Below are 18,384 nucleotides of genomic sequence, written 5' to 3' on the forward strand. Positions count from 1 at the left end.
CCTGTCACTTCGCTTCCACCGGGGCGTCACTTTCCGGCAATCTTTCGCCGACGAGGTCCCAGATCCGGTCGGCGAGATCCTCCTTGGGCCCGTACGGAACGGGCGTCTCGCTGCCGTCCGCGCCCAGTACCACGGCTTCGTTCTCCTCGGTGCCGAATGCCTTGCCGTCACCCACTTCATTCACGACGAGGAGATCGCAACCCTTTCGTGCGAGCTTGGCGCGTCCATTGACGAGGACGTCGTCGGTCTCGGCGGCGAAGCCCACGACGAGCTGTCCCGGCCGTCCCCGGTGGGCGGACAGTTCGGCGAGGATGTCGGGGTTGCGGACCAGTTCGAGCGGCGCGGGCTCCTCGCCGTCCTTCTTCTTGATCTTGCCGGCCGCGTAGTGCGCGGGCCGGAAGTCGGCGACGGCGGCGGCCATCACCACGGCGTCGGCGTCGGCCGCCGCCTTGAGCACCGCCTCCCGCAACTGTTCCGCGGTGCCGACCGTCAGGACATCGGCACCGGCCGGGTCGCTGAGGCCGGTGTTGGCGGCGACGAGGGTGACCCGGGCGCCGCGCGCGACGGCGGTACGGGCCAGCGCGTAGCCCTGCTTCCCGGAGGAGCGGTTGCCGAGGTAGCGGACCGGGTCGAGGGGTTCGCGGGTGCCGCCGGCGCTGATCACCACATGGCGTCCCGCGAGGTCGCGTTCTGCGGGGCCGCGGGACAGCACGCGGCGGCAGACCTCGTAGATCTCCGCGGGGTCGGGCAGCCGGCCCTTGCCGGTGTCGACGCCGGTGAGGCGGCCCACGGCGGGTTCGATGACGACGCTGCCCCGGCGGCGCAGGGTGGCGACGTTCTCCTGGGTGGCGGGGTGCTCCCACATCTCGGTGTGCATGGCGGGCGCGAAGACGACCGGGCAGCGGGCGGTGAGCAGGGTGTTGGTGAGCAGGTCGTCGGCGAGGCCGTGGGCGGCCTTGGCGAGCAGGTCGGCGGTGGCGGGGGCGACCACGACGAGGTCGGCGTGCTGCCCGATCCGTACGTGCGGGACCTCGTGCACGTCGTCCCAGACCCGGGTGGAGACGGGGTTGCCGGACAGCGCCGACCAGGTGGCCTCGCCGACGAAGTGCAGCGCGGACTCGGTGGGCACCACCCGGACGGAGTGTCCCGACTCGGTGAGCCGCCGCAGCAGCTCGCACGCCTTGTAGGCGGCGATGCCGCCGGCGACACCCAGCACGACCTGTGGTTTGCCCATCGTGTCTCCCGACCCGAGATCCGTTGTGCTCACGTCCCATGACACACCACGGGCCCGGCGGTCGCGCCGCCGGGCCCGTGCTGGAATGCGTGCCGCCCTCAGGTGGCGGGCGCCTCGACCGCCTCGGAGGTCAGCAGGCCGGCGTTGATCTCCCGCAGGGCGATGGAGAGCGGCTTCTCGTGCACATGGGTGTCCACGAGCGGGCCGACGTACTCCAGCAGGCCCTCGCCGAGCTGCGAGTAGTACGCGTTGATCTGGCGCGCGCGCTTGGCGGCGTAGATCACCAGGCTGTACTTCGAGTCGGTGGCTTCGAGCAGCTCGTCAATCGGAGGATTGATGATGCCCTCGGGCGTGGTGATGGAAGAGGACACGCTCTACCTACCCCTACTGGTGGAAACGGAGACCGCGCGTCACTCCGCGCGGCAGCAAACACTGCTCATTCAGTCAACTTCCATCAAGGCTAGCAGCTCACGCGCTACAGCCTCGACCGAGGTGTTGACAAGGGTCATGTCGAACTCGGCCTCGGCGGCCAGTTCGACCCGGGCCGCCGCGAGCCGTTCCTCGATCACCTCGGGCGATTCGGTGCCGCGCCCGGTGAGCCGGCGGACCAGCTCCTCCCAGCTCGGCGGGGCCAGGAAGACCAGCCGCGCCTCGGGCATCGACTCGCGGACCAGCCGCGCGCCCTGGAGGTCGATCTCCAGCAGTACGGGCTCGCCCGCGCCCAGCTTGTCGAGCACGGCGGCGCGCGGTGTCCCGTACCGGTTCCCGGCGAATTCGGCCCATTCCAGCAGTTCGCCGTTGGCGACGAGCTTGTCGAACTCGTCGTCGTCCACGAAGTAGTACTGGACGCCGTGCTGCTCGCCCGGCCGCGGCTTGCGCGTGGTGGCCGAGACCGAGAGCCAGACATCGGGGTGCACCGTGCGCAAGTGGGCGACGACCGTGCTCTTGCCGACCCCTGAGGGGCCGGAGAGCACGGTCAGCCGCGGGCGTCTGTCCGGGAGGGCCGGATCGGCCCCCTGCGAGGCGAGGGGGCGGGCCGCCCCCCGGGAGACTGGAGAACTCATGGAGCAATTATCCCTGGTTCCCGAAGGTGCTGGGACCGTCAGGCGGACGCGCCGCCGAACTCGCGCTCCAGGGACGCGATCTGGTTCGACCCCAGACCGCGGACGCGACGGCTCTCGGAGATGCCGAGCCGCTCCATGATCTGCTTGGCGCGGACCTTGCCGACGCCGGGGAGCGACTCGAGAAGGGCGGAGACCTTCATCTTGCCGATGACATCATTCTCCTGGCCCTGCTTGATGACCTCGTGCAGAGAGGCGCCGGAGTGCTTGAGCCGGTTCTTGACCTCGGCGCGCTCCCGGCGAGCCGCGGCGGCCTTTTCGAGCGCGGCAGCGCGCTGTTCAGGGGTAAGGGGCGGAAGAGCCACGCCTACGTCACCTCGGATGTAGAGCAATCGGATATGGACCGTGTGGTGGAGCACACTCCCCCCGCGTTTACGGGGCGAGAAGCGACGCGAGTGAACGGCGTCGCTCCTGTCGGAGACTAGCGGTCCGAACGGCTCAAGTCAGCGAGAACAGACGAAAAGTCCTGGTCAGACTCGATCCAGCGGGATAATTGGGGCAAAGCGGAACAGGTTTTACGGTCAAGAGGCCAGGTGGTTGAATCCGAACCTTCTTTTTGACGTTTAAACGGCGTGCGACCGGCCCCATCAGGGACGCTGCGGGGGCAAGATTTCGTCGCGGCGTGCGCGGGTCCCGGGCCGGACGGCGCACCCGCCGCGGCCCGGACTCCCGTACGTCTCAGCCGAGTTGGACCGCCGCGCGCACCTCGTCGGTGAAGCGCGCCGCCGCCGAGCGCAGCCCGGCGACGTCCGGGCCGTGCCGGAGCACGTCGCGGCTGACGCTCGGCACCACATTGGCCATCACGGAACCGAACAGCGCCGGCAGCCCCGCGGGCATCGCGCCCTGCGCGCCGATGCCGGGGGCCAGCAGCGGCCCGTTGATGTCCAGGTCCGCGTCCGCCTCGGTGAGGGTCGCGCCGACCACCGCGCCGACCGAGCCCAGCGGTGTGACGCCCGCGTTCTCCGCCGCCATGTGGTCGAGCATCACCTGCGCGACCGAGGCCCCGCCGGGCGAGGTCGCCCGCTGCACCTGCGCGCCCTCCGGATTGGAGGTCAGCGCGAGCACGAAGACCCCGGAGCCGGAGACCCGCGCCGCGTCCAGGGCCGGCCGCAGCGACTCGAAGCCCAGGTACGGGCTGACGGTGACCGCGTCGCAGAACAGCGGCGAGTCCTTGTCCAGATAGGTCGCGGCGTACGCGGCCATCGTCGAGCCGATGTCACCGCGCTTGGCGTCCATCAGCACCAGTACGCCCGCCGCCCGCGCCTCCTCGACCGCCCGCTCCAGGACGGCGATGCCGCGCGAGCCGAAGCGCTCGAAGAACGCCGACTGCGGCTTGAAGACCGCGGTGCGGTCCGCGAGCGCCGCGACCACGGTCATCGTGAAGCGTTCGAGACCGGCGACGTCGTCGTTCAGACCCCAGTCGGTGAGCAGCGAGGCGTGCGGGTCGATGCCGACGCAGAGCTGTCCGCGGGTGTCCATGGCCCGCCGCAGCCGGGCGCCGAAGGGTTCGAGGGTGTCCACGGGTTCGGTCGCGGGGTCGGTCATACGGTCACCTTCCGGGTGTCTGCGCCGACGGCCTCGGCGAGGGTGGCGTACGGGCTGGTGGCCAGCCGGGCGGCCAGGCCCTTGTGGACCGACCGCATCCAGAACGGGCCCTGGTAGACGAAGGCGCTGTAGCCCTGGACGAGGGTGGCGCCCGCCAGGATCCGCTGCCAGGCGTCCTCGGCGTCCCGGATGCCGCCGACACCGACCAGTGTGATCCGGTCGCCGACCCGGGTGTAGAGCCTGCGCAGCACTTCCATGGAGCGGTCCCGCAGCGGCGCCCCCGACAGGCCGCCGGTCTCGGCGGTCAGCCGCGGGTCGGACGCCAGGCCCAGGCCGTCGCGGGCGATGGTGGTGTTGGTGGCGATGATGCCGTCCAGGCCCAGTTCCACCGCGAGGTCGGCGACGGCGTCGACGTCCTCGTCCGCCAGATCGGGCGCGATCTTGACCAGGAGCGGTACGCGGCGGCCGGTCACCGTACGGGCGGCGGCCTCGCGGACCGCCGTCAGCAGCGGGCGCAGCGCCTCGGTGGCCTGGAGATTGCGCAGGCCCGGGGTGTTCGGCGAGGACACATTGACCACGAGGTAGTCGGCGTGCGCGGCGAGCCGCTCGGTCGACGTCACGTAGTCGGCGACGGCCTCCGCCTCGGGGACGGTCTTGGTCTTGCCGATGTTGACGCCGACGGTGGTACGGAACACCGGCCGGCGGGCGGCGAGCCGGTCGGCGACGGCGGCCGACCCGTCGTTGTTGAAGCCCATCCGGTTGATCAGCGCGCGGTCGTCGACCAGCCGGAACAGCCGCGGCTGCGGATTGCCCGGCTGGCCCTGCGCGGTGACCGTGCCGATCTCGACATGGTCGAAGCCGAGCATGGCCATGCCGTCGATGGCGACCGCGTTCTTGTCGAAGCCGGCCGCCAGGCCGAACGGGCCGTGCATCCGCAGCCCCAGCGCCTCGGTCCGCAGCGACTCGTAACGCGGTGCCAGCGCGGCGGCCACGAAGGTCCGCAGGACGGGCACCCGCGCGGCCAGCCGGATCCACCGGAAGGCCAGGTGGTGGGCCCGCTCGGCGTCCATGCGGCGGAAGAAGAGCCGGAAGAAGAGCGCGTACATCGGCCGCCCTCAGCTCTCGCGCGCCGCGGTCAGGTGCTCCGCGTGCTCCTGGAGGGAGCGCACCGTGATGGTGCCGCCGTTGAGGGCGTCGATGCCCTGGACGGCCGCGGCGAGCGCCTGGACGGTGGTCAGGCACGGGACGCCGCGGGCGACGGCGGCGGTGCGGATGTCGTAGCCGTCGAGCCGGCCGCCGGTGCCGAACGGGGTGTTGACGATGAGGTCGACCTCGCCCTCGTGGATGAGGGTGACGACGGTGGGTTCGCCGTCAGGGCCGACGCCCTCGCTCTGCTTGCGGACGATCCGCGCCTCGATGCCGTTGCGCCGCAGCACCTCGGCGGTGCCGGAGGTGGCGAGCAGTTCGAAGCCGTGCTCGATGAGCGCGCGGGCCGGGAAGATCAGCGCCCGCTTGTCGCGGTTGGCGACCGACACGAAGGCCCGGCCCTTGGTGGGCAGCGCGCCGTACGCGCCGGCCTGCGACTTGGCGTAGGCGGTGCCGAAGACCGCGTCGATGCCCATGACCTCGCCGGTGGAGCGCATCTCCGGGCCGAGGATGGTGTCGACGCCGCGGCCCTGCACGTCCCGGAAGCGGGACCAGGGCAGCACGGCCTCCTTGACGGAGATCGGCGCGTCCAGCGGCAGGGTGCCGCCGTCGCCGGTGGCCGGCAGCAGGCCCTCGGCGCGCAGCTCGGCGACGGTGGCGCCGAGCGAGATCCGCGCGGCGGCCTTGGCCAGTGGCACCGCGGTCGCCTTGGAGGTGAAGGGGACGGTACGGGAGGCGCGCGGGTTGGCCTCCAGCACGTAGAGGATGTCCCCGGCCAGCGCGAACTGGATGTTGATCAGTCCTTGGACGCCGACGCCGGCCGCGATCGCCTCGGTGGAGGCGCGCAGCCGCTTGATGTCGTGGCCGCCGAGGGTGATCGGCGGCAGCGCGCACGCCGAGTCGCCGGAGTGGATGCCGGCCTCCTCGATGTGCTCCATGACGCCGCCGAGATACAGCTCGTGCCCGTCGTAGAGGGCGTCCACGTCGATCTCGATGGCGTCGTCGAGGAAGCGGTCGACGAGCACCGGGCGGTCGGCGCTGATCTCGGTGGACTCGGCGATGTACGCGGCGAGCCGGGTCTCGTCGTAGACGATCTCCATGCCGCGCCCGCCGAGTACGTAGGAGGGGCGGACCAGTACCGGGTAGCCGATCTCGTCGGCGATGGCCTTGGCGCCGTCGAAGGTGACGGCGGTGCCGTGCTTGGGCGCGGGCAGTCCGGCCTCGGCGAGCACCCGGCCGAAGGCGCCGCGGTCCTCGGCGAGGTGGATGGCCTCGGGCGAGGTGCCGACGACCGGTACCCCGTTGTCCTTGAGCGCCTGGGCCAGGCCCAGCGGGGTCTGGCCGCCGAGCTGGACGACGACGCCCGCGACCGGTCCCGCGGCCTGCTCGGCGTGCACGATCTCCAGGACGTCCTCCAGGGTGAGCGGCTCGAAGTAGAGCCGGTCGGAGGTGTCGTAGTCGGTGGAGACGGTCTCCGGGTTGCAGTTGACCATCACGGTCTCGTACCCGGCGTCGTGCAGCGCGAAGGAGGCGTGCACGCAGGAGTAGTCGAACTCGATGCCCTGGCCGATCCGGTTGGGCCCGGAGCCGAGGATGATCACGGCGGGCTTCTCGCGCGGCGCGACCTCGCTCTCCTCGTCGTAGGAGGAGTAGAAGTACGGCGTGGACGCGGCGAATTCGGCGGCGCAGGTGTCGACGGTCTTGTAGACCGGGCGGATGCCGAGGGTGTGCCGGACCTCGCGGACGACGTCCTCGCGCAAGCCGCGGATGCCGGCGATCTGGGCGTCGGAGAAGCCGTGCCGCTTGGCCTCGGCGAGCAGTTCGGGGTCGAGCCGGTCGGCGGCGGCCAGCTCGACCGCGTATTCGTGGATCAGGAAGAGCTGGTCCACGAACCAGGGGTCGATCCGGGTGGCGTCGAAGACTTCCTGCCGGTTGGCCCCGGCGCGGATCGCGGTCATCACCGTGTTGATCCGGCCGTCGGTGGGGATGCCGGCCTTCGCCAGCAGCGCGGCCTTGTCACCGGCGGAGACGGGCGTGGTGAAGTCGAACTGCGAGCCCTTCTTCTCCAGCGAGCGCAGCGCCTTGTTGAGGGCCTCGGTGAAATTGCGGCCGATGGCCATGGCCTCGCCGACCGACTTCATGGTGGTGGTGAGGGTGGCGTCGGCGGCCGGGAACTTCTCGAAGGCGAAGCGCGGCACCTTCACCACGACGTAGTCCAGCGTCGGCTCGAAGGACGCGGGGGTCTTCTCGGTGATGTCGTTGGGGATCTCGTCCAGCGTGTAGCCGACGGCGAGCCGGGCGGCGATCTTGGCGATCGGGAAGCCGGTGGCCTTGGAGGCGAGCGCGGAGGAGCGGGAGACCCGCGGGTTCATCTCGATGACGATGACCCGGCCGTCCTCGGGGTTGACGGCGAACTGGATGTTGCAGCCGCCGGTGTCGACGCCGACCTCACGGATCACGGCGATGCCGATGTCCCGCAGGATCTGGTACTCGCGGTCGGTGAGCGTCATCGCCGGCGCGACGGTGATGGAGTCGCCCGTGTGCACGCCCATCGGGTCGAAGTTCTCGATGGAGCAGACCACCACGACGTTGTCGTGCTTGTCGCGCATCAGCTCCAGCTCGTACTCCTTCCAGCCGAGGATGGACTCCTCCAGGAGCACCTCGGTGGTCGGCGAGAGCGTCAGGCCCTGGCCGGCGATGCGGCGCAGTTCCTCCTCGTCGTGCGCGAAGCCGGAACCGGCGCCGCCCATGGTGAAGGAGGGGCGGACGACGACGGGGTAGCCGCCGAGGGTGTCGACGCCGGCCAGCACGTCGTCCATGGAGTGGCAGATCACCGAGCGTGCGGACTCGCCGTGGCCGATCTTGGCGTGCACCGCCTCGACGACGCCCTTGAACAGCTCGCGGTCCTCGCCCTTGTTGATGGCCTCGACATTGGCGCCGATCAGTTCGACGCCGTACTTGGCCAGGACGCCGTTCTCGTGCAGGGAGATCGCGGTGTTGAGCGCGGTCTGGCCGCCGAGGGTGGGCAGCAGCGCGTCGGGCCGCTCCTTGGCGATGATCTTCTCGACGAATTCCGGGGTGATCGGCTCGACGTAGGTGGCGTCGGCGATCTCCGGGTCGGTCATGATCGTGGCCGGGTTGGAGTTGACCAGGATCACCCGCAGGCCCTCGGCCTTGAGCACCCGGCACGCCTGGGTGCCGGAGTAGTCGAACTCGGCCGCCTGGCCGATGACGATCGGGCCGGAGCCGATGACCAGGACGGACTGGATATCGGTGCGCTTAGGCACGCTGGCCCTCCATCAGGGAGACGAAACGGTCGAACAGGTAGGCGGCGTCGTGCGGTCCCGCCGCCGCCTCCGGGTGGTACTGGACGCTGAAGGCGGGCCGGTCGAGCAGCCGCAGCCCCTCCACGACGTCGTCGTTGAGGCAGACGTGGCTGACCTCGGCGCGGCCGTACGGGGTGTCGCTGACCCGGTCCAGCGGGGCGTCCACGGCGAAGCCGTGGTTGTGCGCGGTGACCTCGACCTTGCCGGTGGCGCGGTCCTGCACCGGCTGGTTGATGCCGCGGTGGCCGTACTTCAGCTTGTACGTGCCGAAGCCGAGGGCCCGGCCGAGGAGCTGGTTGCCGAAGCAGATGCCGAACAGCGGGGTCCCGCGCTCCAGTACGGCCCGGATGACGGTGAGGTCGGCGGTGGCGGGGTCGCCGGGGCCGTTGGAGAGGAAGACGCCGTCGGGCGCGACGGCGTAGACGTCCTCGACGGTGGCGTTCGCGGGCAGCACGTGCACCTCGATGCCGCGCTCGGCCATCCGGTGCGGGGTCATGCCCTTGATGCCGAGGTCGAGGGCGGCGACGGTGAAGCGCTTGTCGCCGATCGCGGGGACGACGTACGTCTCCTGGGTGGCGACCTCGGCGGACAGGTCGGCGCCGGTCATCTCGGGGGCCTGCCGGACCCGGGCGAGCAGGGTGCCGTCGTCGGCCAGTGCGTTGCCGGAGAAGATGCCGACGCGCATGGCGCCGCGCTCGCGCAGGTGGCGGGTGAGGGCGCGGGTGTCGATGCCGCTGATGCCGACGACGCCCTGGGCGGTCAGCTCCTCGTCGAGCGAGCGCCGGGAGCGCCAGTTGGAGGGGGTGCGGGCGGGGTCGCGCACGACGTAACCGGACACCCAGATGCGGGAGGACTCGGGGTCCTCGTCGTTGACGCCGGTGTTGCCGACGTGCGGGGCGGTCATCACGACGACCTGGCGGTGGTACGACGGGTCGGTGAGGGTTTCCTGGTAGCCGGTCATCCCGGTGGAGAAGACGGCCTCCCCGAAGGTCTCCCCCACCGCCCCGTAGGCACGGCCGCGGAAGGTGCGGCCGTCCTCCAGGACGAGTACGGCGGGTGCGGTGGCCGCCCGGACGGAGGTCGTCATTGTGCGCCTTCCTTTGTCTGTTCCTTGGTGGTGCCGAAGACGACTGCGCTGTCGCCGCTGAGGCGGTTGACTTCCGCGACCCAGGCCGGGTGGTCTGCCGCCCGGTCGGCGCGGAAGCCGGAGTCGATGAGGGTGCCGCCGTGCTCCCAGGTGACGATCAGCAGACCGCCCTCGGTGAGGACCTTGCCCGCGATGCCCTTGTCCAGTCGCGCGCCGCGCAGCGCGGCGGCGGGTACGAAGAAGCCGGGGGCACCGGTCCGGTCGGCGTCCAGGCCCTCCTCGGTGAGGGTGAGCCGGACCTTGCTGCGGACGCCCAGGCCGTGGGCGACGATCCGGTCCAGCCACTGCCCGGCGGTGGTACTGCCGTGGTAGCGGCCCTCGCTCTCCAGCAGCGGCCCGCTCGTCTCCTCGGGCGGCTGCGGCAGGGCGGGCAGGCCGCCCTGGAGGGTACGGCGCCACTGCCAGCCCTGCCGCATCAGCCAGTAGACCAGGCCGACGAACAGGGCCAGGCCGACGATCCAGCCGATCCGGTCGGTCCAGTCGGTGACCTTCGCCGAGTGCTTCTCCGCGGCCTGTGCCGTACCGGCCGCCAGCAGTGTCAGAGGTGTCACGTGAGCTTCCCGTCCATGACCGTCGCCTGGCCCCGCAGGAAGGTGGCGAAGACCCGGCCCGGCAGCTCGCGTCCCTCGTACGGGGTGTTGCGGCTGCGGGAGGCGAAGCCCGCGGGATTGACGACTCCACGGTATGCGGGATCGAGCAGCACGAGGTTGGCGGGCTCGCCCGCGGCGAGCGGGCGGCCGTGTCCGGCGAGGCGGCCGATGACCGCGGGGCGGGCCGACATCCGGTCGGCGACGCCCGCCCAGTCGAGCAGCCCGGTGTCGACCATGGTGTGCTGCACGACGGACAGCGCGGTCTCCAGGCCCACCATGCCCATGGCGGCGGCGGCCCACTCGCAGTCCTTGTCCTCGTGCGGGTGCGGGGCATGGTCGGTGGCCACACAGTCGATGGTGCCGTCGGCGAGCGCCTCGCGCAGCGCGAGCACGTCGGCCTCGGTGCGCAGCGGCGGGTTGACCTTGTAGACCGGGTTGTACGTCCTGACCAGCTCGTCGGTGAGCAGCAGGTGGTGCGGGGTGACCTCGGCGGTGACGTCCCAGCCCTTGGACTTGGCCCAGCGGACCAGTTCGACCGAGCCGGCGGTGGACAGGTGGCAGATGTGGACGCGGGAGCCGACGTGCGCGGCGAGCAGGATGTCGCGGGCGATGATCGACTCCTCGGCGACCGCCGGCCAGCCGGTCAGGCCCAGTTCGCCGGAGACGGTGCCCTCGTTCATCTGGGCGCCCTCGGTGAGCCGCGGCTCCTGGGCGTGCTGGGCGACGACGCCGTCGAACGCCTTCACGTACTCCAGCGCGCGGCGCATGATCACCGCGTCGTCCACGCACTTGCCGTCGTCGGAGAAGACCCGGACCTGGGCGGCGGAATCGGCCATGGCGCCGAGTTCGGCGAGCTGCTTGCCCTCCAGGCCGACGGTGACGGCGCCGACCGGCTGCACGTCGCAGTAGCCGGATTCCTTGCCGAGCCGCCAGACCTGCTCGACGACGCCCGCGGTGTCGGCGACGGGGAAGGTGTTGGCCATGGCGTGCACGGCGGTGTAGCCGCCGACAGCGGCGGCCCGGGTGCCGGTGAGGACGGTCTCGGAGTCCTCGCGGCCGGGCTCGCGCAGGTGGGTGTGGAGGTCGACGAGGCCGGGCAGCAGGACCATCCGGCCCTCGGCGTCGATCACGGTGGCGGGGGCGTCGCCGTCGGCGCCGGGGCCGCCCTCCCCGCCGGACAGGCCGGTGCCGATCGCCGCGATGGTCTCGCCGTCGATGAGGACGTCCTGCGGCTCGCCGCCCAGCACCTTCGCGCCGCGGATCAGGATCTTGCTCATGGTTACTTGCTCTCCTCGGTGCGGGCGGCGGTGGTCGCGCCGTTGGCGGGGGCGGTGGCGACCGGTACGGCCGTGGCCGACGTGGTGGCGATCGCCGGTTCCGAGCCGCCGAGCAGCAGATACAGCACCGCCATCCGGGTGCTGACGCCGTTGGCGACCTGCTCCACGACGGTGCAGCGCGGTGAGTCGGCGACCTCGGCGGTGATCTCCATGCCGCGGTTCATCGGGCCGGGGTGCATGACGATGGCGTGCTCGGGCAGCACCGCCATCCGCAGCCCGTCCAGGCCGTAGCGGCGGGTGTACTCGCGTTCGGTCGGGAAGAAGGCGGCGTTCATCCGCTCGCTCTGCACGCGCAGCATCATCAGCGCGTCGGTGCGGGCGAGCACCGCGTCCAGGTCGTAGCTGACCTCGCAGGGCCACTGCTCGACGCCGATCGGCAGCAGGGTGGGCGGCGCGACGAGGGTGACGTGCGCGCCGAGCGTGTTGAGCAGCAGCACATTGGAGCGGGCGACCCGGCTGTGCAGGATGTCGCCGACGATGGTGATCCGGCGGCCTTCCAGGTCGCGGCCGACGCCGGACAGGTGGCGGCGCATGGTGAAGGCGTCGAGCAGCGCCTGGGTGGGGTGTTCGTGGGTGCCGTCGCCCGCGTTGACCACCGAGCCGTTGATCCAGCCGGAGGTGGCCAGCCGGTGCGGGGCGCCGGAGGAGCCGTGCCGGATGACGACGGCGTCGGCGCCCATCGCCTCCAGGGTCAGCGCGGTGTCCTTGAGCGATTCGCCCTTGGAGACCGAGGACCCCTTGGCGGAGAAGTTGATGACGTCGGCGGACAGCCGCTTGGCGGCGGCCTCGAAGGAGATGCGGGTGCGGGTCGAGTCCTCGAAGAAGAGGTTGACGACGGTCCGGCCGCGCAGGGTGGGCAGCTTCTTGATGGGCCGGTCGGCGACGCGGGCCATTTCCTCGGCGGTGTCGAGGACGAGCAGGGCGTCGTCGCGGCTGAGGTCGGCGGCCGAGATCAGGTGGCGCTTCATGCGGGTCACTCCGGGGGTGCTGGGGCGGGTTCAGGGCGCGCGGCAGCGCAGGACCCCGGTGGGGGCCCTGTCGCGGGTGCGCTAGTCGTCCGCCGGGAGGTCCTCGCGCGGCGCGGTGTGCCGGTCCTGGCCGGCCGGGGTCCGCTCGTCGCCCTGACCGGGCTTCTGGCCGAGCAGTACGGTGTCGCGGCCGTCCTCCTCGGTGAGCTGGACCTTGACGGTCTCGCGCAGCGAGGTGGGCAGGTTCTTGCCCACGTAGTCGGCCCTGATGGGCAGTTCGCGGTGGCCGCGGTCGACCAGCACCGCGAGCTGCACGGCGCGCGGGCGGCCGATGTCGTTGAGCGCGTCGAGCGCGGCACGGATGGTGCGGCCGGAGAAGAGCACGTCGTCGACGAGGATCACCAGCCGGCCGTCGATGCCGGCGCCGGGGATCTCGGTACGGGCCAGCGCGCGGGCCGGGTGCAGCCGCAGGTCGTCGCGGTACATCGTGATGTCGAGCGAGCCGACCGCCGCGGCGCGGCCGGTGATCTCGGCGAGCTTGGCCGCCAGCCGCTGGGCGAGATACACGCCGCGGGTGGGGATGCCGAGCAGGACCACGTCGTCGGCGCCCTTGGCGCGTTCCACGATCTCGTGGGCGATGCGGGTCAGCACCCGCGCGATGTCGGGGGCTTCGAGGACGGCACGGGCGGGCGCCGCGTGCTCGGCGCGCTGTCCGCCGCTCGGGGTGCCGTCGCCGCTGCCGGGCTCAGGGTTACTGCGGTCTTCGACCATGGGTCGGGGACCTCCTTCCCCGCCTCACGGGACGGGCATTAAAGGACGTCAGGGGTACGGATCCACGGTATCAGGTGGTGCAGACCTCCCAGGTCAGCGACCGATCGGCCCTTTCCGGCTTGACGAGCACGGATTACGCTGCGTAACCTCACAGTGAGTCACCGAGTTTCCGTCCGGGGAGCCATATGTCCAGCGATTACGCCAAGCAGCTCGGAGCAAAGCTCCGGGCCATCCGCACGCAGCAGGGCCTGTCCCTGCACGGCGTCGAGGAGAAGTCCCAGGGCCGCTGGAAGGCAGTGGTCGTGGGCTCGTACGAGCGCGGCGACCGTGCCGTGACCGTGCAGCGACTCGCCGAGCTTGCGGACTTCTACGGAGTTCCGGTCCAGGAGCTGCTGCCGGGCACGACGCCCGGCGGAGCGGCCGAGCCGCCGCCGAAGCTCGTGCTCGACCTGGAGCGCCTGTCCCAGGTCCCGCCGGAGAAGGCCGGGCCGCTCCAGCGGTACGCCGCGACGATCCAGAGCCAGCGCGGCGACTACAACGGCAAGGTGCTGTCGATCCGCCAGGACGACCTGCGCACCCTCGCGGTGATCTACGACCAGTCGCCTTCGGTGCTCACCGAGCAGCTCATCGGCTGGGGCGTGCTGGACGCGGACGCGCGGCGCGCGGTGCAGCACGAAGAGGGCTAGCCTCCGGCTCGGTTGCCCGAAAAGCGCAGAAACGTCCCGCCGCCCGGGGCGGCCCTTTTGTGGGCCGCCCCGGGCGGCTTGCGTTCCAGGGCGGTGCGGTCCGCCCCCGGCCGACAGCGCATCGTGGCGTGTCACGCGGTTACTGCCTCACCGGCGCCGGGCGTATCCGGCCGGGCGGGTGGTGACGGCGCCGCGGCCCTGGGTGCGGCTGCGCAGCCGGGTCGCGTAGCCGCACAGCTCCGCCGGGCGGCACCGTCGCCGTGGCGACGGTGCCGCCCGGCTCCGCCACCGAACCGGCCACCCGGCCGCGGCGGGCCGCCAGATCGCCGAGGACGCCGCCCAGGGCGCTGTCCGGCACGGTGGCTGTCACCTCGGTCACCGGTTCCGGCAGCGCCATCGCGGACGCCCGCAGCGCCTCGCACAGCGCGAAGCGACCGGCGGCGCGGAAGGCGAGTTCCGAGGAGAGTCCTTCGGATGGGTCGCCCGTCCGTCGGCGTGACCCGCAGCCCCGTCACCGGGTGCCCGCCCAGCGGGCCCTCCAGCAGCGCGTCGCGGCAGCCGTCCTCGACCGCTTTAGGGAAGCCGCAGCCGGACCCGCACCGGGTTTTCCGCGCGCCACCGGACACGGACCCGCGCCGGGCCCCGCGGCCGCCGGCCCGGGACACACCGCCGGGCCCGCACGCGTACGGCTCAGGCCGGACCGGTCGCGTACAGCCGGGAGACGACCTCGGGCAGCAGGCGTTCGGTCAGGCGGGGCGGGAGGGCCTGGAGGACGGCGAGGACGGGTGCCATGCGGTCGGGCAGGGCGCCGCCGGGGCCGACTCCGGCGAGCTGGAGGGCGAGCGCCACCTCGTCGGGGCCGAGGGTGTCGGGGTCGAGGGCGGCGGCCAGCTCCACCAGGCCGGGGTCGACGGCGGTCGGGCCGTACGCGCGGGCCTTGGCGACCGCGTCGGCCAGGCCCGCGAGCAGTTCGTCGATCCGGGCGGGCTCCGCGACGGCGGCGGTGACCGTGAGGTGCACATTGGCCGGGGAGCCGGCGAAGGCGGGCTGCGGCTGGAGGTACCAGCCGAGCAGCCGCATCTCGTCGGCGACCACGAACGGGTCGAGCGCCGGGTCGGCGGAGGCGACCGCCACCAGCGACGCCTCGGGGCTGCCCAGCACCCGCAGACCGTCGATCCGGCCGATGCCCGCGACCAGCCGCGCGGTCGCCTCGTGCACGCGCCGGGACAGCTCCGTGTAGCCGTCGGTGCCGACCTTGCGCAGCACCGCCCAGGCAGCGGCGAGCGGCGCGGCCGACTTGGTGCCCTGCAAGGTCGCGTTGACCACCGGGTAGCCGGGCCAGGAGGCGTGCGCGAACCAGCCGTGCCTGCGCAGTTCGGCGTCCCGGAAGAGCAGTACGGACGCGCCCTTGGGCGTGTAGCCGTACTTGTGCAGGTCCACCGAGAGCGAGGTGACGCCGGGCACCGCGAGGTCGAAGGCGGGCGGCGGCGCGATGCCGTCGGCCAGCCGCCGGTGCGCGAGGTACCAGCCGCCGATGCAGGCGTCCACATGGCACAGCACACCGCGCTCCGCGGCGGCCCGCGCCACCTCCGCGACCGGGTCGAGCACGCCGTGCGCGTACGAGGGCGCGGAGACCACCACGAGCGCGGTGCGGCCGCCGATCGCCGCCGCCATGTCGGCGGCGCGCACCCGGAAGGTGCCGGGGTCGACGGGAACGCTCACCACGGTGAGGCCGAAGAGCGCCGCCGCCTTGTGGAAGGCGGCGTGCGCGGTCACCGGCAGCACGATCTCGGGCGCGGTGACGCCGCGGACCCGGCGGGCGTGCTCACGGGCGGTGAGGACGGCCAGCAGGCAGCTCTCGGTGCCGCCGCTGGTGAAGGTGCCCGCGGTGTCCTGCCCGCCGCCGAGCAGCGTGGCGGCCTGCCGCACGATGTCGTTCTCCAGCGCGACCACACTGGGGAAGGCGGTCATGTCCAGGCCGTTGACGCCCGCGAAGGCGGCCTGGGCGCGCGCCGCCAGCTCGTCGAGGCCGTCGAGCCCGGCGTCGTAGACGTACGCCATGGTCCGCCCGCCGTGCACGGGCAGGTCGGCGGCGCGCAGGCCGCGCAGGTGGTCGAGGATCGCGCTGTCGTCGTCCCTGAGCGGAATGTCCAGGCGCGGATTGTCCCGGCGCGGAGTGTCCATGCGCGGAATCTAGGTCAGCGGCCCGGACACGCACCAGGCCCGAAGCAGAAGATTGTTCAACTTCTGTTTCGGGCCCGGTGGATTCGCGCCTGGCGATACCGGCGGCGGCTGAATCCCTGACGGCGTCAGCGCTTGAGCGTCGGCTTGAGTTCCATCAGCCGGGCCAGCAGCCCGTTGACGAAGGACGGCGACTCGTCGGTGGAGAACTCCTTCGCGAGCTGCACCGCCTCGTCCAGCACCACCGCGTCCGGGATGTCGTCCTCCCAGAGCAGCTCGTAGGTGCCGAGCCGCAGCACATTGCGGTCCACGACCGGCATCCGGTCGAGCGGCCAGCCGACCGAGTAGCTGGACAGCAGTTCGTCGATCCGCGCCGCGTTGGCCGCGCAGCCCTCGACGAGCTGCATCGTGTACTCGGTGACCGGCGGCTGCCGGTCGTCGGTCCGGGCGAGCCGGATCCAGTCCGCCATGACGGTCTTGGGGTCGGCGCCCCGCTGCTCCGCCTCGAAGAGGATCTGGAAGGCCCGCTTGCGGGCCTTGTTCCGGGCGGCCACGGTTAGCTGTTCACCCGGCCGAGGTAGTCGCCGGTACGGGTGTCGACCTTGACCTTCTCGCCCGTGGTGATGAAGAGCGGGACGCCGATCTCGTAGCCGGTCTCCAGGCGGGCGGGCTTGGAGCCGCCGGTGGAGCGGTCGCCCTGGACGCCGGGCTCGGTGTACTCGATGACCAGCTCGACGGAGGCGGGCAGCTCGACGTAGAGCGCGGAGCCCTCGTACATCGCGACGACGGCCTCGAAGCCCTCGAGCAGGTAGTTGGCGGCGTCGCCGACCGTCTCGGGCGAGATGATGATCTGGTCGTACGTCTCGGTGTCCATGAAGACGAAGTCGGTGCCGTCCTTGTAGGAGAACTGCATGCCGCGCTTGTCGACGTTGGCGGTCTCCACCTTCACACCCGCGTTGAAGGTCTTGTCGACGACCTTCCCCGAGAGCACGTGCTTCAGCTTGGTGCGCACGAAGGCGGGGCCCTTGCCGGGCTTGACGTGCTGGAACTCGACTACGGTCCAGAGCTGGCCGCCGTCGAGCTTGAGCACGAGGCCGTTCTTGAGGTCGTTCGTGGTGGCCACGGTTGCGGAATCTCCTGAAAGTGCTGCTTCGGGACCACGGAGACCCGCGCCCGTACCTACAGGGCGAGGAGTTCCTTGGTCGTGATGGTGAGTAGCTCGGGCCCGCCGTCCGCCACTGGACGTACGACGAGTGTGTCGTCGATGCGGACACCGCCGCGGCCCGGAAGGTGGACCCCCGGTTCGACGGTGACCGGCACGCAAGCGTCCAGTTTACCCATGGCCGCAGGTGACAGCCGAGGGTCCTCGTCGATTTCCAGGCCCACGCCGTGTCCCGACCACTGTGCCAGGCCCTCCTCGTGGCCCGCGGCGGTGAGCGGCTGACGGGTGGCCCGGTCGACGTCCCGGCAGGCCACACCGGGTGCGAGCGCTTCCCGGCCGGCCCGCTGGGCGGCGAAGACCAGGTCGTACAGATCGATCTGCCAGGCGGCCGGAGCGGTCCCGATGACGAACGTACGGCCGACCTCGCAGCGGTAGCCGCGGTAGCGGGCGCCGAGCCGGACGGTGAGGAAGTCGCCCTCCTCGACCCGGCGGTCGGTGGGGACGTGCCGGGGCGCGCCGGAGTGCGGTCCGGTGCCGACGGAGGTGCGGAAGGCGGGGCCCTCGGCGCCGTGGTCGACCAGCCGGCGCTCCAGTTCCAGGGCGAGGTGCCGTTCGGTGCGGCCGACCAGGATCGACTCCAGCAGTTCGCCGAGCGCCTGGTCGGCGATCTCCGCGGCGATCCGCAGATTGGCGATCTCGTGCTCGTCCTTGATCAGCCGGAGCTGTTCGACGGCGCCGCCGAGGTCGACCAGCGGCAGGGTGTCCACGACGGAGGCGATGGCGCGGTGCCGGGTCACCGTCAGGTGGTGCTCCTCGACGGCGAGCGCGTCGGCGTGCCGTTCCCGTGCCAGGTCCGCGGCGGCCACGGCCGCGTCGCCGTCGGGCGCGGGCAGCACCGTCGAGCGCAGGTCGTCGGGTGCCTCGTCGGGGCCGCCGTCCTCGGGCGGCGGGCGCAGCCTGACCAGGGTGGCGTCGGTGTCGTCGTGTCCCGGGCCGATCAGCAGTGCCGCGCCGGCCGGCGCGGTGCCGGTCAGATAGCGGATGTTCGCCGGACGGGTCACCAGCGCGGCGGCCGCGCCGTTCGCCGCGCACCGGTCGCGCAGCCGTGCTCTGCGAGCAGCGTGCACCTCGGACATGTGGCGAGCGTATGCGGGGGCCCGCCGCCCGGCT

General features: G+C 71.9%; 17 protein-coding genes and 1 pseudogene. 1 reads left to right on the forward strand and 17 read right to left on the reverse strand.

The annotated features are described in order from the left end of the window. Positions 1-4: 4 nt before the first annotated feature. From coaBC to pyrR, 12 genes are all read right to left on the reverse strand, one after another. Positions 5-1,234: a bifunctional phosphopantothenoylcysteine decarboxylase/phosphopantothenate--cysteine ligase CoaBC gene (gene coaBC, locus BM076_RS08845; protein WP_093712871.1), complete on the reverse strand. Its 1,230-nt coding sequence runs from the start codon at positions 1,232-1,234 to the stop codon at positions 5-7. A 98-nt stretch (positions 1,235-1,332) separates the two neighbouring features. After that, complete coding sequence (gene rpoZ, locus BM076_RS08850) at positions 1,333-1,605, reverse strand: DNA-directed RNA polymerase subunit omega (protein ID WP_031515417.1); 273 nt, start codon at positions 1,603-1,605, stop codon at positions 1,333-1,335. A gap of 69 nt (positions 1,606-1,674) precedes the next feature. Next, positions 1,675-2,298, reverse strand: a complete 624-nt coding sequence (gene gmk / locus BM076_RS08855; protein ID WP_093712872.1) for a guanylate kinase — start codon at positions 2,296-2,298, stop codon at positions 1,675-1,677. 38 nt (positions 2,299-2,336) lie between these two features. Further along, positions 2,337-2,660 carry an integration host factor gene (locus BM076_RS08860; protein WP_093712873.1) on the reverse strand — a complete coding sequence of 108 codons (324 nt, stop codon included), beginning with the start codon at positions 2,658-2,660 and terminating at the stop codon, positions 2,337-2,339. Between the two features lie 373 nt (positions 2,661-3,033). Continuing rightward, positions 3,034-3,900 carry an orotidine-5'-phosphate decarboxylase gene (gene pyrF, locus BM076_RS08865; RefSeq protein ID WP_093712874.1) on the reverse strand — a complete coding sequence of 289 codons (867 nt, stop codon included), beginning with the start codon at positions 3,898-3,900 and terminating at the stop codon, positions 3,034-3,036. Next, on the reverse strand, positions 3,897-5,006 hold the full coding sequence (locus BM076_RS08870; RefSeq protein WP_093712875.1) for a quinone-dependent dihydroorotate dehydrogenase: 1,110 nt from the start codon (positions 5,004-5,006) through the stop codon (positions 3,897-3,899). The genes pyrF and BM076_RS08870 overlap by 4 nt, the downstream gene beginning before the upstream one ends. A gap of 9 nt (positions 5,007-5,015) precedes the next feature. Continuing rightward, the gene (gene carB, locus BM076_RS08875) at positions 5,016-8,333 is read right to left on the reverse strand and encodes a carbamoyl-phosphate synthase large subunit (RefSeq protein ID WP_093712876.1); all 3,318 of its coding nucleotides are present in this window, start codon (positions 8,331-8,333) and stop codon (positions 5,016-5,018) included. Further along, positions 8,326-9,459, reverse strand: coding sequence for a glutamine-hydrolyzing carbamoyl-phosphate synthase small subunit (gene carA, locus BM076_RS08880; protein ID WP_093712877.1), 1,134 nt, complete (start codon positions 9,457-9,459; stop codon positions 8,326-8,328). The genes carB and carA overlap by 8 nt, the downstream gene beginning before the upstream one ends. Then, positions 9,456-10,070 (reverse strand): PH-like domain-containing protein, encoded by a 615-nt coding sequence (locus BM076_RS08885; RefSeq protein ID WP_177246381.1) that lies wholly within the window; start codon positions 10,068-10,070, stop codon positions 9,456-9,458. Before BM076_RS08885 ends, carA begins: the two co-directional genes overlap by 4 nt. Next, positions 10,067-11,386, reverse strand: a complete 1,320-nt coding sequence (locus BM076_RS08890) for a dihydroorotase (protein ID WP_093712878.1) — start codon at positions 11,384-11,386, stop codon at positions 10,067-10,069. The genes BM076_RS08885 and BM076_RS08890 overlap by 4 nt, the downstream gene beginning before the upstream one ends. Before the next feature lie 2 nt (positions 11,387-11,388). Then, positions 11,389-12,414 (reverse strand): aspartate carbamoyltransferase catalytic subunit, encoded by a 1,026-nt coding sequence (locus BM076_RS08895; protein ID WP_093712879.1) that lies wholly within the window; start codon positions 12,412-12,414, stop codon positions 11,389-11,391. Positions 12,415-12,495: 81 nt separating this feature from the next. Beyond that, a complete protein-coding gene (pyrR, locus tag BM076_RS08900; RefSeq protein ID WP_245795874.1) occupies positions 12,496-13,185 on the reverse strand; it encodes a bifunctional pyr operon transcriptional regulator/uracil phosphoribosyltransferase PyrR in 690 nt (229 codons plus the stop codon). 185 nt (positions 13,186-13,370) lie between these two features. On the opposite strand from pyrR, the gene bldD reads away from it, so the two are divergent. Further along, positions 13,371-13,871, forward strand: coding sequence for a transcriptional regulator BldD (gene bldD / locus BM076_RS08905; RefSeq protein WP_033174517.1), 501 nt, complete (start codon positions 13,371-13,373; stop codon positions 13,869-13,871). Between the two features lie 147 nt (positions 13,872-14,018). Here the strand turns inward: bldD and fusA are convergent. The 5 genes and pseudogenes from fusA to BM076_RS08930 all read right to left on the reverse strand — a co-directional run. Continuing rightward, positions 14,019-14,452: pseudogene (gene fusA / locus BM076_RS08910) on the reverse strand (elongation factor G); the annotation flags it as partial. Between the two features lie 109 nt (positions 14,453-14,561). Beyond that, positions 14,562-16,055, reverse strand: a complete 1,494-nt coding sequence (locus BM076_RS08915; protein ID WP_093712880.1) for a pyridoxal phosphate-dependent decarboxylase family protein — start codon at positions 16,053-16,055, stop codon at positions 14,562-14,564. Between the two features lie 125 nt (positions 16,056-16,180). Next, on the reverse strand, positions 16,181-16,606 hold the full coding sequence (gene nusB / locus BM076_RS08920; RefSeq protein WP_093712881.1) for a transcription antitermination factor NusB: 426 nt from the start codon (positions 16,604-16,606) through the stop codon (positions 16,181-16,183). Between the two features lie 2 nt (positions 16,607-16,608). Beyond that, entirely contained in the window at positions 16,609-17,175 is a 567-nt protein-coding gene (gene efp, locus BM076_RS08925) for an elongation factor P (protein WP_093712882.1), read from the reverse strand. Between the two features lie 56 nt (positions 17,176-17,231). Continuing rightward, positions 17,232-18,350 (reverse strand): M24 family metallopeptidase, encoded by a 1,119-nt coding sequence (locus BM076_RS08930; RefSeq protein ID WP_093712883.1) that lies wholly within the window; start codon positions 18,348-18,350, stop codon positions 17,232-17,234. Positions 18,351-18,384 lie beyond the last annotated feature (34 nt).

The sequence above is a fragment of the Actinacidiphila alni genome (genome assembly GCF_900112845.1).
GTDB classification, from domain to species: domain Bacteria; phylum Actinomycetota; class Actinomycetes; order Streptomycetales; family Streptomycetaceae; genus Actinacidiphila; species Actinacidiphila alni.

Bases quoted from the DNA above. Each gene is read 5' to 3' on its own strand.
- BM076_RS08895 (WP_093712879.1), bottom strand. From the start codon at position 12,414: ATGAAGCGCCACCTGATCTCGGCCGCCGACCTCAGCCGCGACGACGCC.
- BM076_RS08890 (WP_093712878.1), bottom strand. From the start codon at position 11,386: ATGAGCAAGATCCTGATCCGCGGCGCGAAGGTGCTGGGCGGCGAGCCG.
- bldD (WP_033174517.1), top strand. From the start codon at position 13,371: ATGTCCAGCGATTACGCCAAGCAGCTCGGAGCAAAGCTCCGGGCCATC.
- BM076_RS08870 (WP_093712875.1), bottom strand. From the start codon at position 5,006: ATGTACGCGCTCTTCTTCCGGCTCTTCTTCCGCCGCATGGACGCCGAG.
- BM076_RS08930 (WP_093712883.1), bottom strand. From the start codon at position 18,350: ATGTCCGAGGTGCACGCTGCTCGCAGAGCACGGCTGCGCGACCGGTGC.
- coaBC (WP_093712871.1), bottom strand. From the start codon at position 1,234: ATGGGCAAACCACAGGTCGTGCTGGGTGTCGCCGGCGGCATCGCCGCC.
- BM076_RS08915 (WP_093712880.1), bottom strand. From the start codon at position 16,055: ATGGACACTCCGCGCCGGGACAATCCGCGCCTGGACATTCCGCTCAGG.
- gmk (WP_093712872.1), bottom strand. From the start codon at position 2,298: ATGAGTTCTCCAGTCTCCCGGGGGGCGGCCCGCCCCCTCGCCTCGCAG.
- carA (WP_093712877.1), bottom strand. From the start codon at position 9,459: ATGACGACCTCCGTCCGGGCGGCCACCGCACCCGCCGTACTCGTCCTG.
- pyrF (WP_093712874.1), bottom strand. From the start codon at position 3,900: ATGACCGACCCCGCGACCGAACCCGTGGACACCCTCGAACCCTTCGGC.
- pyrR (WP_245795874.1), bottom strand. From the start codon at position 13,185: ATGGTCGAAGACCGCAGTAACCCTGAGCCCGGCAGCGGCGACGGCACC.